The organism is Vibrio sp. D417a (assembly GCF_030248595.1).
GTDB lineage: Bacteria > Pseudomonadota > Gammaproteobacteria > Enterobacterales > Vibrionaceae > Vibrio > Vibrio alginolyticus.
Genome location: NZ_JAHGAM010000005.1, coordinates 216,937 through 232,860 on the forward strand (window position 1 = coordinate 216,937; position 15,924 = coordinate 232,860).

Annotated in this window: 14 protein-coding genes; 4 read left to right on the forward strand and 10 right to left on the reverse strand. The window is 47.2% G+C overall.

What is annotated here, in order from left to right:
* Positions 1 to 97 precede the first annotated feature (97 nt).
* The 8 genes from KI742_RS06445 to KI742_RS06480 all read right to left on the reverse strand — a co-directional run bounded on the left by KI742_RS06445 (position 98) and on the right by KI742_RS06480 (position 9,375).
* Positions 98 to 1,831, reverse strand: coding sequence for a sodium/solute symporter (locus KI742_RS06445; RefSeq protein ID WP_005383442.1), 1,734 nt, complete (start codon positions 1,829 to 1,831; stop codon positions 98 to 100).
* A complete protein-coding gene (locus KI742_RS06450) occupies positions 1,824 to 2,819 on the reverse strand; it encodes an ester cyclase (RefSeq protein WP_285385324.1) in 996 nt (331 codons plus the stop codon). Before KI742_RS06450 ends, KI742_RS06445 begins: the two co-directional genes overlap by 8 nt.
* Before the next feature lie 49 nt (positions 2,820 to 2,868).
* The gene (locus KI742_RS06455) at positions 2,869 to 3,843 is read right to left on the reverse strand and encodes an ester cyclase (protein WP_054574863.1); all 975 of its coding nucleotides are present in this window, start codon (positions 3,841 to 3,843) and stop codon (positions 2,869 to 2,871) included.
* 513 nt (positions 3,844 to 4,356) lie between these two features.
* Positions 4,357 to 5,637 (reverse strand): TRAP transporter large permease, encoded by a 1,281-nt coding sequence (locus tag KI742_RS06460; protein ID WP_017634488.1) that lies wholly within the window; start codon positions 5,635 to 5,637, stop codon positions 4,357 to 4,359.
* Positions 5,634 to 6,197 (reverse strand): TRAP transporter small permease, encoded by a 564-nt coding sequence (locus tag KI742_RS06465; RefSeq protein WP_213960563.1) that lies wholly within the window; start codon positions 6,195 to 6,197, stop codon positions 5,634 to 5,636. The genes KI742_RS06460 and KI742_RS06465 overlap by 4 nt, the downstream gene beginning before the upstream one ends.
* Positions 6,198 to 6,255: 58 nt before the next feature.
* Positions 6,256 to 7,251: a TRAP transporter substrate-binding protein gene (locus tag KI742_RS06470; protein ID WP_285385322.1), complete on the reverse strand. Its 996-nt coding sequence runs from the start codon at positions 7,249 to 7,251 to the stop codon at positions 6,256 to 6,258.
* A gap of 267 nt (positions 7,252 to 7,518) precedes the next feature.
* Positions 7,519 to 8,475, reverse strand: coding sequence for a LacI family DNA-binding transcriptional regulator (locus tag KI742_RS06475; protein WP_005383428.1), 957 nt, complete (start codon positions 8,473 to 8,475; stop codon positions 7,519 to 7,521).
* A gap of 150 nt (positions 8,476 to 8,625) precedes the next feature.
* A complete protein-coding gene (locus tag KI742_RS06480) occupies positions 8,626 to 9,375 on the reverse strand; it encodes an HpcH/HpaI aldolase/citrate lyase family protein (protein ID WP_285385320.1) in 750 nt (249 codons plus the stop codon).
* A gap of 289 nt (positions 9,376 to 9,664) precedes the next feature.
* On the opposite strand from KI742_RS06480, the gene hisD reads away from it, so the two are divergent.
* The 4 genes from hisD to KI742_RS06500 all read left to right on the forward strand — a co-directional run bounded on the left by hisD (position 9,665) and on the right by KI742_RS06500 (position 13,538).
* Positions 9,665 to 10,957 (forward strand): histidinol dehydrogenase, encoded by a 1,293-nt coding sequence (hisD, locus tag KI742_RS06485; RefSeq protein WP_285385319.1) that lies wholly within the window; start codon positions 9,665 to 9,667, stop codon positions 10,955 to 10,957.
* A 1-nt stretch (position 10,958) separates the two neighbouring features.
* Positions 10,959 to 11,693, forward strand: a complete 735-nt coding sequence (locus KI742_RS06490) for an SDR family NAD(P)-dependent oxidoreductase (RefSeq protein WP_025768659.1) — start codon at positions 10,959 to 10,961, stop codon at positions 11,691 to 11,693.
* 119 nt (positions 11,694 to 11,812) lie between these two features.
* Entirely contained in the window at positions 11,813 to 12,817 is a 1,005-nt protein-coding gene (locus KI742_RS06495) for a cupin domain-containing protein (protein ID WP_285385318.1), read from the forward strand.
* Position 12,818: 1 nt separating this feature from the next.
* Entirely contained in the window at positions 12,819 to 13,538 is a 720-nt protein-coding gene (locus tag KI742_RS06500) for an alpha/beta fold hydrolase (protein WP_053350176.1), read from the forward strand.
* A 63-nt stretch (positions 13,539 to 13,601) separates the two neighbouring features.
* Here the strand turns inward: KI742_RS06500 and KI742_RS06505 are convergent, their stop codons facing one another.
* Both KI742_RS06505 and KI742_RS06510 read right to left on the reverse strand, forming a co-directional pair.
* On the reverse strand, positions 13,602 to 14,687 hold the full coding sequence (locus KI742_RS06505) for a porin (RefSeq protein WP_062730895.1): 1,086 nt from the start codon (positions 14,685 to 14,687) through the stop codon (positions 13,602 to 13,604).
* A gap of 177 nt (positions 14,688 to 14,864) precedes the next feature.
* Positions 14,865 to 15,881: a nuclear transport factor 2 family protein gene (locus tag KI742_RS06510; protein ID WP_005374772.1), complete on the reverse strand. Its 1,017-nt coding sequence runs from the start codon at positions 15,879 to 15,881 to the stop codon at positions 14,865 to 14,867.
* Positions 15,882 to 15,924 lie beyond the last annotated feature (43 nt).

Genomic DNA, 15,924 nt, shown 5'->3' on the forward strand with positions numbered 1-15,924 from the left:
ATGTGGGTTAACCCATTTGGTTTGCTTTGAGCTAGCACTAGATCTAGAGCGTAGATACTGTCCGTTTGTTGGACGTACAGTATCTGCGTAAAGAACATTAATTTGCTTGTTTGACTGCAACTTTACGTTTTGGGGAGAGGAGTGAATACCCCATGTATCCGATGCAAGCGGTAGCGACAAGAATAGAGCAGCCACGCATAAAGTTAATCAGCATAGGAGCGTTGTCGGTAAACGCGTTGATCCCCCAAAGCATCACGAGAGAGAATACAAACATCACTAGTAAGCCATAACATGGAGCATCGATTTTGCCGGGAACGACATACCAACCATCTTCCTTGATTGGTTTATTTAGACGAGCATATTCCGCTTGCTGGCCTTTCACTGTGTAAAGATGCATTTCATCTTGTTTACCCGTCAGGAGAAGGCTAGCAATGTAAGCGACAACGGCATTCACAAGGACTCCAATCACGCAATACCAAGGCCACGCAATATCGGTCGCAACGGCTACATACCAAATCACCAAGAAGCTAGCAGCAACGCCAATTAACAAGCCTTTTTCCGTAATGTGTTTTGAGTAGAAACCAAGGACGAACATACAGAAGCTCGCACCGACAAAGTAAGAGCCTGCCTTACTCAGCACTTCCAGTACCGAGCCTGTGCTGGTGGCAAACATGATCGCTGGAATGATGACCAAAATCGCCCACGCCACCGTGAAGAAACGCGATACCTTTAAGTAGTGCTCTTCCGACTCGTTTTGCTTGTAGAAGCGTTTGTAAAAGTCAGCCACAGAAACGGTCGCCATTGAGTTAAAGGCGGAATCGAGACTCGACATACTTGCCGCCAGAATCGCAGCGGCAATGATGCCCATCAAGCCTGGCATTCCATATTCACTCGCATAATGAAGAATGATGGTGTTGCCGTTTTCAAACTCTTTACCGTCGTAATAAGCGTTGAACAGTACGCCAAGCAAGATAAAGACAAAGTAAATAAAGAAGGCCACGTAGCCCATCATCAACATTGCCTTTTTCGCATCGCCCATGTTTTTCGCGGCCATACAGCGTTGTACCATCATCTGGTTACCGCCATACACGGTGGTGTGGAACATCGTCATTGCGATAACGCCGGCCCATACCGTCGTTACTTGGCTTAGGTCAAAACTTGTTTGTAGGGCATCGGTCATTCCTTTCGCTTTGAGTTCTGCCATGACCTCCGTCATTGGAGCAGGCATGCCATTCCAAACGGCTTCAATGATGATGAATGCGCCAATAAATAAGATTACTGCTTGAATCACATCGGTCCAAATGACAGCCGCGATACCGCCCATTACGGTGTAGATAAGGGCAATTGCAGTGACGATCATGATGCAGTACATCACGTCGATACCAGTAATGAACTCTAAAATCATTGCTGTCGCGTAGAGTACGGCTGCCGAACTCAATGCTTGTTTGATAAGGAAGATAAACGACAAAGTCAGTCGTGAAGCCTTGCCGAAGCGTCGTTCTTGATACTCGTAGATAGAGGTTAAACCGTTGTTGTAGAAAAATGGCATAAATACAGCCACGATGAAGAAGATCACCAGCGGATAATTGAGGTGAATCGCGATAACCGACAGGCCTTCTTTGTAAGACCAAGCTGGCCCGCCAAGGAACGACATGGCACTCACGTAAGTACAAACGACAGAAATACCGATCGCCCACCAAGGGATGCTCTTATCACCCAAGGCGAATTGGCTAGCTGAAGTGACTCGCTTTCCAATTACCGCCCCCAGTACTAGCGTGAGGGCGATGTATCCCCCAAGGATGCTCCAGTTAAGTGCGCCAAACTCATGCATAATTAGGTCCTTCTAACTGTTCTTTCATTTGTGCAAACACGTCATAGCCAAGTTGCAGCAGGATATGAACGATGTCGATCGCCACCCAGTTTTCCTTCAGTAAATCGCCTTCGCGTCGCCAAATGTCCATAACGCGAAGTTCGATGTGTTTTCCGGTTGGGGCAAGACCGAGCCAGCCACTGTAACCAGTGTGAGTACCATGCATATGTGGCCAACCACCTGTGGATACGTAGTCATTTTTGGCCAAAAAATTGACCTCAATATCGACACTTCGATCTGGGAACGCAAACACAAATGGCGCTTGATGGTGGTTACGGAAACCTTTGATACCGCGCGTAGTACCAATACCAGCAGGGCCGTACCACATGAAGTCATTGTGCCAGTAGTTTTCAAGATCCATCGAGAAAAGATCTTTGCCATCAAAACGACCCAAGCAAGACAGCATATCTTCAACCAGCTGGGCGCTCTTTTCACTTTCTTCCAAAGACACAACAGATTGTTGGATACCGTTTGACGTCGCAGGAGAAGGAACCAAGCCATCGTGACCTAAGCTTTTACGAAGAGGGTTGCAGCCTGCTTGATTCATCGCGTCGATGAAGTCTGGGATCATGTAAGATTCGGTGATTTGGTCGTTCTCCACACACACCATTTCGGTGTAACGCAAGTAGAGCGTTTTCCCTGTTGCTGGTATGCCAAATAGTGGTTGTTCAAATGTACCGATAAAGTAGCCGGTAGAGTTGTACCAAGTGCGGCCTTCGTATTCGCCGTGCATCACAATTATTGGTCGGCGCTCGGCGTCAGGCAAAGCATTAACAAGTGGTGAGAGGAAAGATTTGTGGGTTGCATCTGGGCCATTAAGATCGTTCACAGGGTGCGCCACGCACCATTTTACGTCAGGGTTCAAAGCTTGCAGAGCGGCCTGTTTTTGCTCGATGTCTGCGGCTTTGAAGTAGTTCTGGTAGAACTGTTCGATGATGTTGAGTGACATGTTGCTTCCTTACTGTCTGTGATTTTAATAAATAGTGTTTAGTCAGCCGTTAGCCTTGCTGTAGCAGGATTTGCTTCCAGATTGCGGTCTCGTCAAACAAAGTGAATTCGCGACGAAGACCCCAAGGGCCAAACTCAGCGTGGCTGATCCCCATGATGTAAACCTCTTTTCCTGAAGGCTTACCAAACATCCCGTATCCCTCATGCTTACCGTGCAAAGACCATCGAATTGCAGCGCGTGGTGACATCATGTCGTCATCCCGGCCAATACGATGGTGAACGGTAAATTGAGCATTTGGGAAAGACGCACGAAGTGCCATCCAAAAATGATCGACTTCCGAGTGTGATAGGGCATTTTGACCGCCAGTGTATTCGCCGATGCAAGCGCGGTCGTACTCTTTCGGTACTATAGAGAACTCGGCATTCATAAGGCTTCTGAGAATTGCTTCATAGCGCTGACCATATTCGTTGTCGTTGCCTACGCCCAAATAAGGTCCAGGAATGTCGACTTCAGGTGTGAACGGAAATGGGCTTGATTCCACGCCACCTTCAAATTCGATTTGTTGGCGTGCAAACTCTTCTGACGTCATACCCAGTTGTTTCGCGATATCGGCTTGATCGCGAACCAACCATTCGTCATTGATTTGGTTATTGATAGCGTGGCAATCTGCGATAATACGGAAACGAAGTTTGCGGTTCGAGGCTTGCCCGTAGAAGCCGTTGCCACTGTGTGTTGCAGTAGAGATGATTCGATGAGAAGAAAGCATGCCTTGTTCCGGGGTGCCTGACCAAATGACGTCTTCGCCATATAGCGTGCGATCGGGAAACTCGGCCAGTGTCGCCATTGTTGCACTGATCACCCCTTCGTTTCCTTGAACGATAGAGAGTGGAGTACGCACAACAATGTCGGGAGAGTAGTAGTGTTCTAAGGTGTTTAAACCTCGGTCTTCCCAAATCTCTTTTGTGATACCAAGAATGTAGTCGGGAAAATCACGCCACTTTTCATCGAAGCCAACCATGGCCATAAATCACCTCCGTAATTGAATAATTATGTTTTGATTACGTATTCAAAATATATCATGTTGCCATTTTGTCAACGGATTGTTTTTCGATTGTTTAAATAGCGTGCTGATGATCAGATTTTTAACAATTGAGCGGAAAATAAACTAAAAAAGTACAGGAGAGATGGAAGCTATCTCTTATCGAGACGTGTTAATAAGAAAGGAGGTCAAAGTTTTTTGTATGAATTTCCTAATATCTTATTGTTTTTTAATCGCTTAATTTATTTTTATCTGTTTGAATGGAAACAAATGATTAAGCCAAAACTGATAATCATGCAGATCAAGGCACCCAAATAGACTTTATCGCTAATATTCAGCTATTTTGGTGTCAATTATCCTTATATCTTTCAAATTTTCCTTTTGCATACGAATGCTTAAAGGCTTTTTTATTAAATCGGAAGTAAATAACGAATAAGCCACTAGAAAGGTGTTTATCTAGTGGCTATAACAGTCATAAGCGCTCTATGAGTGCAACGATCAGGATAAAAGCGCAGGTAACGATAGCGAGATGGCAGGGATGAAGGTAATCAACATCAACGCCACTATCATTGCACCAATCCAACCCATGATGGCTTTAGAGAGCGACTCTATCGGTACTTTGCCTACCTGACTTGCCATAAACAGGTTGGCACCCAGAGGAGGCGTAACAAAGCCAATGGCCAAGTTCACGATCATCACGATACCAAAATGAACGGGATCCATGCCGAGTGCTGACGTAATGGGTAACAGAATTGGCGTGAGAATAACAATGGCCGCCAGCGTTTCCATAAAGGTACCGACGAGCAACAACAGAACATTGATGCAAAGCAGTATCAGAAGTTTGTTTTCGGTAATCGATAGAATGAACTGAGCAATCTCGGTCGGTAGACGTTCTAGGGTCAATATGCGGCCAAACGTCACGGACGCACCCACAATAACGAGCACTGCGCCAACTAACACTGACGACTCTAGAATGATTTTCACAACTTGCGCTGGTTTGAGCTCTTTATAAACAAACATGCCAAAGAACAAGCCATAGAGCACACCAATGGCGGCTGATTCGGTAGGCGTGAAGATTCCGGAATAGATGCCACCGAGAATGATAACGGGTAGTAGCATTGCCCAACTGGCTTCTTTTAACGCATCAAGACGCTCTGCCCAAGTCGCTCTGTGCTCGTTACCGGTGTAGCCCCGCATTTTGGAGACAATTAGACAGTAGCCGATCAAAACCATACCGACGACCAAGCCAGGAATGATGCCCGCCATGAACATCTTAGTGACGGAGACTTCAGCAGTGATCGCGTAGACGATCATCACCACAGAGGGTGGAATAATGACGCCAATTCCGCCGGAGGAAGCGATTAAAGCACCTGCAAAGCTGCGGTCGTAGCCTTTCTTCACCATCGAGGGAATCATCGTCAGGCCGATAGCGGCAACAGTGGCAGACCCTGTACCAGAGATGGATGCGAAGAACATACACGCCACAATGGCCACGATACCAAGCCCACCAGTAAAGTGGCCAAAGAAGACCTCCGCCACGTGTAATAATCGTTTTGAGATCCCTCCTTGGCTCATAAGGTTACCTGCCAAGGTAAATAGAACGACGGCGAGGAGAGGGAAGGAGTCGAGCCCTGTTACCATTCCTTGGACTAAAAACTCGATGTTAAGAAACGGCAGACTGAGTATCGCGACCATACTGGCTGCCGCCAGGGCAATACCGACCGGAACGCCAATGAGCAGAAGCAGACCAAAGCTGCCAAACAAAAGTGCAGACGTCATGCGTTAAACTCCAATAGTCGGTTAGAAGTACGGTACTTTGCTTTGATATGGCGATAGCGTTGGCGAGAAAAGCGAACTCGTTCATTGCTGGTGGAGCACGCGTTCACACGTTGATAAATGCTTGTCACTAGGCGCGCGCAGCTTAATAGTGCGCAAACTAAAACAGAGGCATACAAACACGCAATAGGAATTTCCATTGCGGGTGCAATCTGACCGAGTTGCAGGCTGCGATTGATCACCTTAAATCCAAACCAGGCGACAGTGGCACTAAAGGCAAGGTAGATAAGATCAGAAACAATCAAACTGAATTGCGTCCAATTGCCCGGAAGTTTATTGATGAACACACGAATGCGGATGTGTCGATCATCTCGGATACAATAGCTGATGCTCAGGTACATCGCCCATACGAATAAATAACGTGCCAGCTCTTCAGCCCACGCGATCGTTGCGTCAAATAGGCGTAGTGCGATTTGCAAGCACAGTAAAGTTGTCATCGTCGAGATCGCGATAACGATAAGGGTAGGTTCTAGGTATTTGTCTAGTAAGCGAAACCACTTCATGTTCACCTCCAAAACGAGAAAGCACGACCTGTTGCCAGATCGTGCAAAAGAGTGGGAGTTATAGGCGTTCTATCTCGGCCATCACGTTGTCAAACAAGTCTTTACCCGTTTTACTGCGCAAGTCCTGGTGCACGGACGCATTCATTTTCTCTTTCATGATGCTGCGTACCTCGTCTGGGACGATGTTAACCGTCATGCCTTTTGCTTCGAGCTCTTTGATTACTTCTTGGTTTTGCTGCGCGGCGAGCTCACGCTGTTTTGCGATGGTTTCTTTGCTTACTTCACTGATCAGCGTTTGTTGTTCGGCCGGCAGTGAATCCCAAAACGATTTGTTCATGAACAACACGTAGTTGGTGTAAATGTGGTTAGTCAAAGAGAGGTACTTTTGTGCCTCGTAAAAACGTTCGGCATAAATAGAGTAGATAGCACTTTCTTGAGCGTTAATCAGGCCTTGTTGTAACGAGGTGAAAATTTCTCCCCAAGACAGAGGTGTTGGCGCAGTACCAATAGATTTCCACGCGCTTATTTGAGTGGGGTTAGATGCCGAGCGAATCTTTAGCCCTTTCAGGTCCTCAATACTATCAATTGGCTGTTTGTTGTTAGTCACGCTACGAAAGCCGACCTCCATAAAGCCAAGTCCATGAAAGCCTTTTGATTCCATAGCATTCAACAATGGTTGTCCGATCTTCTCACTGTCGAGCGCTTTGTGTGCTTGCTCTTCGCTATCAAAAAGGTAGAACACGTCGAGCACGTTAAACTCTGGGACGTAGGGAGAGAGTAAAACTGACGCACCAAACGTCATTTGTAAGTTGCCTTGCTGTACGAGTTCAGTGGTTTCGCGCACATCGCCCAGTTGTCTCGCCGGGTAGATTTCAACTTCTATCTCACCGTTTGAGCGAGCTTCCACTTCTTGTTCGAAATAGAGCATTGCTTTGTGTACGGGAGAGGTTTCTTGACTGTCATGAGCAAGACGAATAACACTGGTTGCAAACGTATTCATACTGCTAAATGCAAGCCCCAGTGCGGTAAGTGAAGTAAGGATTGCTTTCTTCATCGTTCTTCCTTGTTTTTGGTATGACCTGCCATGGGCATTCGTCGGCAAGTCACACAACTTTTTATGTTTTTATAAATTAGTTGAGCAATTCATATCCATTTTGCATACGAATCCAAAATAAAACATTAAAGTAACAAGTCAATAACAAGATTGATGAATTGATGAGGAATTAAATAACGATTGGTGAAAATTTAATCGTGATCACAGAAAATGCCTTACTCGAAAGCAAGGCATTTTTTTTATGAAGAATGAATAAAAATGGATTTATTAAATGGTGCTACTACGTTCGATCAAGGTGCCTTGCTCGAAAAGGTATTCGCCAGTTGCATCCAGGTTGCCATTGATTCGATTCATCAAGTCTTCAACCGCTCGTTTAACAATTTTGTCGACTGGTTGAGCAATGGTGGTCAAATCATAGCTCGGCCATGCAGACATCGGAATGTTATCTACACCCATCACAGAGAAGTCTTGGGGGATCTTTGCTCCGGCTTGTCGCAAGCCATCCATCACACCCATGGCGAGGATGTCGTTTGCACAAAAAATTGCATCGGGTTTGCTAGTGTGCGACAAGATCGCTTTCGCCGCTTCTAAGCCTGCTTCAAAGCTGTACTTGGCTTGGATAAAGGTTGGTGACGGGGAGCCGAGTTCTTGCAATTTTGAAGAGAAACCCAGCCAACGCTCTTCACTGGTCATGGAGCCAGCATCGCCACTGATATAAGCACACTGTTTTGCGCCTTTATGCGCTAAATACTCCGCAGCTTGTTGGCCCGCCAAGCGGTTATCAATACCAGAGCTGTTGGCATTAATGCCTTCGGCGTAGCGGTTGATCAAGCTTAAGTGAACGCCAAACTTTTCGCATTGGGCAAACGCGCGTGAGGTTAAACGGCTGGTGGCGATAACGAGTCCGTCCACTTGGTATTCAATGGCGCGTGAAATGGCGAGATCGAGGTCGTCCTTGTCGATAGGGCAAAGCACAACTTGTCCGCCACGCTTTTGAATTTCGACAGCCAAAGCACGAGATTGCATGTCGTACATTGGGTTTGATTCGCTATCTAACGCAATCGCCACTAAGCCTGAACGATTCGAAATCAGACCTCGGGCGATGGCATTCGGTGTGTATCCGAGCTTAGCTGCGGCATCCATCACCATTTTGCGTTTCTTCTCGCTAATACTCGCAGTCGGGCTGAATGCTCTAGATACCGTCGATTGAGAGACGCCGAGCATCTTCGCGACGTCGATCGAAGTTACTTTCGCTTTAATGGTGATACTCCTTATTTAAGGCCATTGAACCTTCTCATACGTGCTGAGTGTATGGGCTAGGGGATTTCTGTGTCTAGAGCATTACATTGATAAGGCGTAAATATCAGAGAAAACTCAAGAATTCATCACATTTCTCTCTTGTTTGAAGCCATCAATGATCATTTTGTGCTCAGACCCAACACAAAAGAAGCTAACGCCGAGTTCACGCCATTCCCGAGCTTGTTGAGCCGTCGCGACAAACATGCCAACAGGTTTATTGGCGGCTCTGGCCGCTTCGATTACTCGCATACTTGCTTGTGCGACTTTGTCATCATGAACGCTATCAGCACCATAAGCGACAGTGAGATCAACTTGGCCAATGAAGAGCGCATCAATACCTTCAACATTGGCAATCGCTTCAACATTTTCGACCCCTTGAGGGTCTTCAATTTGTGCAATGACAATCGTATTCGCACGGCTGTCTTTTAAGTGTTCAACCATGGGCTTAGTGGCGTATTGCGCTGCTCGACTGGAACCAGCATACCCTCGGCCACCTTCGCCGTAATGGCAGATTTTCGCCAGTTGCGTCGCTTGCTCAGCAGTACAAACATGGGGAATTTGTACACCCGCCGCGCCACAGTCAAGCGCGTTCAAAATGGTTGAAGGGGCGCTGTCTTGTACTCGTACCACGCACGCGAGGTCATTCGCTCTGGCCGCCATGATGCACAGATCAAGCGAGGAACGATCGAAAGGTGCGTGCTCTGCATCCAGTACCACAAAAGGCAACTCTGCCAGTGCCAATACCTCGATAATGTGAGGATGAGGGGTTTTAACAAATGTACCTAATAGCGTTTCTTTAGTCAGACGTTGCTTAAAATTGCTCATAATTCTCTCCTTTGCAAAGGTATGCAAAAACTAACACGGTGAAATGTAAATGATGAGTAAAAATGATGTGATCTAAAACTCATTTTTGATTAAAAATTAAACTCGATCAAGGTCCTTATTACTTACTTTTATTTGTTTAAATTAATCAATACAAAGGCTTAAGGGTGGTTTTTTTGGTTTGTTGACTTAACTTGTCAAATGTTAATTAAGTGTTTAATCTGATTTTGCATTCGTATCCAAAAACATAAAAATAACCGTTCGTCAGCCTCAATGTTCAAGGAGAAACCCAATGGCACGCATTTTAAAAAACGGAATCACTGAAGAAGCATCAGCATCAAACGACGCAAAAGTGCGTCAGATTGTTGAAAACATTCTTGCTGATATTGAATCGAAAGGTGATAGCGCTGTACGTGAGTTGTCTGAAAAGTTTGATAACTGGTCGCCGGAGCAATTCCGCCTGTCAGAAGAGCAAATCCAAGCCTGTGTGGATGCGCTTGATGAATCGACTCGTCATGATATCGAGTTCGCTCAGCAACAAGTTCGAAACTTTGCTCAAATTCAACGTGACTCAATGAAAGACGTCGAAGTAGAAACCATGCCTGGTGTGGTACTGGGGCATAAAAATATTCCAGTAAACAGCGTGGGTTGTTACATCCCTGGTGGAAAATACCCATTGGTTGCATCCGCTCACATGAGTGTACTGACGGCGAAAGTCGCGGGCGTAAAACGTGTTATTGCTTGTGCGCCTCCGTTTAACGGCCAGCCGAACGTCGCGATTGTCGCTGCGATGGCAATGGCGGGTGCGGATGAAATCTACTGCTTCGGTGGTGTTCAAGCGGTAGGAGCTATGGCATTGGGCACGGAGACTATTGCGCCAGTCGATATGATTGTAGGGCCGGGTAACGCATTTGTAGCAGAGGCAAAACGTCAGTTGTTTGGTCGCGTTGGTATCGATTTGTTTGCAGGGCCAACGGAAACCTTGGTCATTGCTGATGAGAAAGGCTGTGACCCGGAATTGGCAGCGGCAGACTTGCTTGGTCAGGCTGAGCATGGTTACAACTCTCCCGCTGTATTGTTGACCAATAGCGAAACATTTGCGCAAGAAACCATCAAAGAGATTGAACGTCAGTTAACCATTCTCCCTACGGCTGAAGTTGCGGGTAAAGCGTGGGCAGATTACGGACAAGTGATCGTATGCGATAGCTACGAAGAAATGGTGGAAGTGGCAGACGATATTGCGTCTGAACACGTTCAAATTATGACCGAAGATCCTAAATACTTCCTAGATAACATGGCCAACTACGGTGCCTTGTTCCTAGGTCGTGAAACCAACGTTTCTTACGGCGATAAATGTATTGGTACCAACCATACACTGCCAACGAAGAAAGCGGCGCGATACACCGGTGGTCTTTGGGTAGGTAAATTTATCAAGACCTGTACTTACCAGCGTGTAACGGAAGCTGCGTCGCTAAAAGTCGGTGAGTACTGCTCTCGCTTGTGTGCACTCGAAGGTTTTGCTGGCCACAAAGAGCAAGCGGATATTCGTGTGCGCCGTTACAAAGGCAAAGTAGAAGAGGCGTAATATGTCGAAACTTGCCTTAGTCACAGGCGGCAGTGGCGGACTGGGTGCCGCCATTTGTCGCAAGCTAGCTGAATCGGGATATCGCGTAATTCTGACTTACAACAGTAATCAGAAAGCGGCCGAGGATGTGCTTTCCTCGCTGCCACGTAACGAGCATCTAGCATTCAAATTGAACGTGGCAGATTCTAGTGCGATTGAACAGCTTAAACATCAAGTCAGTGAAATAAGCGACAAGCTGGATCTGTTGGTCAACTGTGCGGGGATGACGAAATTCGTCGCGCACTCTGATTTGCAAAGCTTAGATGACCAGCTGTTTGACCAAATATTCCAAGTGAATGTTCGTGCGCCTTTTGCCATGGTTCGAGCGTTTGAGCCTTGGCTTAAGCAAGCCAATGGTTGTGTGGTGAACATTACTTCTATCGCGGCACAGACTGCGATGGGGAGCAACATTGCTTACTGTGCAAGTAAATCTGCCGCGGAGAACATGACCCGTTCTTTAGCTCGCGCTCTGTCTCCCGAGGTTCGCGTTTTGGCTGTTGCTCCAGGGCTTGTCGACACTGAGTTTGTCAAAGGCTTGGATGACGCATGGCGTAATCAACAAGAACAATCCACACCGCTTAAGCGTTTAGCCAATGATGAAGAAGTCGCTCAAGCCGTGTACGCCGCGGCAGATCTTCTGACCTTCTCGACAGGCAATACCATCGCGGTTGATGGTGGGCGACCTTTAGGTCTGTAACACACTTTCGGTCTGTAACTAACTTTAGGTCTGTAACTAACTTTAGGTCTGTAACTAACTTTAGGTTTGTAACTAACAATTCAAAGGCTAGGTCCAAACAAAGACAACAAGGATTTACAATGACTCTACAATCTAAAATGAATAATAACCTGGTCCGCTACATGGAACTGATTCCGGGTACGAGTGCGTTTATTGATGCGCGCACGCCAGGCAGTGATCTCAAAGATAACTTTTGTATTATCGGTGAAGGGGTGGCAGAGAGCAGTCGTCAGCATGTTCATATTCGCGATACGGCGGGCTTTAATATTGGTGCCGCAGGCCAACCGCCGGGCATCAAAAATTCGTTACATTCTCATCGCACCGCTGAGCTTTTCTTGGTGTTCAAAGGTCAGTTCCGTTTTTATTGGGGGAACGATGGAGAGCATGAGGCGGTGTTGTCTCACGGTGACGTCATCTCGATTCCAACCAATCTCTTCCGTGGATTTGAAGTGGTTGGCCGCGATTACGGCTTTATGTTCTCGGTACTTGGCGGCGACGATTCAGGTGGTGGCGTTATTTGGCATCCAAACGTTATTAAAGACAGTCAAGGTTATGGTTTATACCTCAAAGCCGATGGCACACTCGTGGACACCATTAATGGCGACCCGGTGCCACAAGAATCAGAATTGATGCCGCTGCTTACCGAAGAAGAGCTCGCGACCTTCGATACCTACACCGCAGAAGAGATGATGCCATTTGTCGCTCTGCAAAAAGATTATCGTGAAATCAAAGGCGATTTCGGCGGAAGCAACGTGAAACAATACGCCTTAACGGGTCATCCTTTGGCGAGTTATGACTTCCAAGTAAAGAGTGAAGATGAAGCGAGCATCATGGCTTATGAGCTTTCTGAAGGTGGCTCGATTCCTCAACACTGCCGAGAAGAAAAACAAGTGCTTATCAACTTTGATGGCGATACTGAAGTGGTCCTCACGCATCAAGGCGAACAAGCGAGTGTTGTTTTAACGCGCGGTGATGTGCTGAATGTTCCAGAAGGTGCGTCTTATTCACTGACGAACTTGCGTGGTAATAGTTTGACGTATTGCATTCTTGGGTCTGATCAACCAAAGCCGCTGGCAGGAGAATAAAATGACGCAACCCACCTCGTTAGTTTGGCTACCCGGACTACTTTGTGATGGCACATTGTTTGAGGAAGTCAACCGAGCGTTGCCAAGTTGGGTTGAGCCTTCATGCCCGACGCTGGCTTCATTGCCGTCAATGGAACAGCTGGCGCAGAGAGTGTTGCAAGACGCACCGCAGGAGTTTGTCTTGGGTGGCTTATCAATGGGTGGGATTCTTGCCTTTGAGGTGTACCGTCAAGCGCCAAACAGAGTCAAAGGCTTGATCCTCATGGATACCAATGCAGCAGATGAAAAGCCAGAGGTGACACAAAAGCGTGATGCACTGGTTAGCCGTGCGTTAAGTGGTGAGTTTGAACGCATTACGCCTGACACTCTGATGCCTGTGCTGATTCATCCCAGCCGTTTGCAAGACAAAGTGTTGACAGAGCGTATTGAAGGCATGGCGGTCAATGTAGGTTTGGAGGCATTTGAAGCGCATGCTAAAGCGTTAGCAACTCGCCCGGATGCTCGACCTTTATTGGCGGACATTCAAGTTCCTACGTTGGTGATAACAGGTAAAGAAGATAAGCTTTGTCCGCTAGACAATCACCTGCTCATGGAGAGATGCATCCCAAACGTCACGCTTCATGTTATCCCTGAGTGTGGGCATCTATCTACGCTGGAGCAGCCTTTAATGGTTAGTGAAGTGATGACTACTTGGCTTCAAGATAACTTTGCTTTGTGTTGATAAGAACTTCATCACTCACCACCTTAAGGCTACTTGGGTATAGGTGGTGAGCGATGAGTATTATCAGAAGTAGTAGCGAATACCTGCCGCGAATTGATCATCACGATTTTCGAATTTGCTGCCATCGTACTGATCTTTACCTAGGTCGAATTGGTATTCAGTCCAAACTAGGAATTTGTTCTTCTGGAAGTGGTATTCAACACCAGGAATCAGCAAGTTACGCTCGTAACCTTGCGTCTCGTCACCGCGATCTTCCATGTAGTTGTAGTTCAACGTTGGGCGTAGGCCGTTGTCGAAGTGGTAGTAAGTGTAGATTTCGCCACCTAGGGTATCGAACATTACGTCCGTACCGCCTTGGCTCACTGCTTCCCAGTTTTCACCAACGTGGAAAGTCGCACCTGCGTAGAAGCCACCGTTGCTGTAGTTTGCGCCCAATAGCATGATGCGCATGTTGTCGCCGTTTTCTACGCCAACCACGCTTGCGTCTAGATCCGCAACTTCATTTTGATGGTAAGCCGCACCAAGTGTTACGCCATCAACGGGTTTGTAAGTGATAGACGCACCCATGCCGTTTTTCAGTGAGGCTGTCGCATTGCTTGCTAGAGCAACATCTTCACGCGTGGTTTGGTAAGTAAAGCCGTAGCTCACTTTTTCATTAATTGAATTACGGTACGTAATTGAGTTTTCCGCACGACCAGCACCGGATGCGATACCCCAGTCAGCTAGGTTGTAAACACCTGAGCCACGAGTACCGAATACACGACCTAAATCGGTGTACCATGCTACGTCGTAGAAGGTAGACCACTGCTTAGTACCCGCAGCAATCTTGCCGTATTTTTCGTGATCAACACCTGCGTATAGCAAGCGGTCGTAAATGTTGTCGCCGTTCGCGCCAGAGTTGTAGCCCCATTCCGCGTGACCGAAACCAGTCCAGCCGTTATCCAGACCCATTTGGCCTTTCAAACCGAAACGTGAGCTGCCGCTGTTCCATTCGCCGTTGTCATCACCGCCACGGTCTTGGTAGCGAAGATCGAAACGGCCATCGATGGTTAGGCTGTCGCCTGCGTCATTAACAAAAGTGTGTGCAGCAAAGGCTGAGCTAGAAGTAAGCGCTGCTAAAATCACTGCAGAAAGGGTCGACTTTTTCATCATCAATCTCATTATTCAGGGCGCAGAAAGCCACCGTGCGTTCATGCCCGTTTTGAATAAGGGGTCTATCTTGAGGTTGTGCCCCATCCTTGAGGCACGAGTTGGGAGCATGTCGCCTGAACCGAGAGGGGATTCAGGCAACATAAAGGCGGGTTGACAATCCGCCCCTAGGACTTCTTATAGAGAAGGGTTTAGGATCTGTTGAGTACGCTCGAACACGTCTAGACCTTGCTGTTTTAGCCAGTAAGGTAGGTCGATCAGTACCCAGTTCTCAGATAGCTTGTCGCCATCACGGTAGTAAACGTCAACCACTTGCATGTCTGCACGTACTTCACCACCTGTCATACCTAGGAAACCACCGATTGGCGTGTTAGATAGGTTTGGCCAGCCGAAGAAACAAGAGAAGTTACCTTCTGCGAAACGACATACGTGGCCGTTAAACTTCTTGTCTTTCAGGTTGTTACGGAACGGCAATTGGTGCTGCTGTTGGTAACGAGGGATTGTGTAAGACGCACCGATACCACATGGACCGTACCAGATCATGTCTTTAGACCAGCTCTTCTCAAGAACTTCTGGTGGGCAACCCATAGCGCCACTGTCGTTTAGTGCAGATAGGTCATCAACCATCTTGTTCACTAGTGCTAGTGTTGCTACGCCTTCTTCTGGTGCTGCGTCTTCGAACAGTAGACCATCGTGGTTACGAGGACCAGGGTATACGAAGTGCTTACCTGTTGATGGTGGTAGTGGGTAACAACCCGCTTGGTCCATCGCGCCTAGAAGGTCTAGGAATAGGCCAGTCTTAGTGATCTTGCCGTTTTCAACACAGTTAAATTCTGCGTAGCGGATGTTCATGATTTTGCCAGTTGGGCGCATGCCTAGGTATTCAGCGTCGAATAGACCCATGAAGTGACCCATGCTCATTACCCAGATTTCACCTGATGTTACTTCGTTCTCACCACCGATGAAGATGTCTTGACGACGCTGCATGCGAGTCATTGATTTCATCAAAGGAGCCCAGAAAACGTCAGCCGCTGCTTGAGCGCCTTGTTGCTCACGGAATGGGTAAACACCACGCCATAGGTAATCTTCTGAAGTGTGTGCTTTTAGTACTTCTGCCACGTTCTCGTGAGTTGCGTTTTCCATTGCGCTGAAGTATTCACGTACAACGCGTTTCGCTTCTTGATATTTAGACATAATAAACTCTCTTATTTGCTGTCGAGTCGGCTTTGGGAACAGG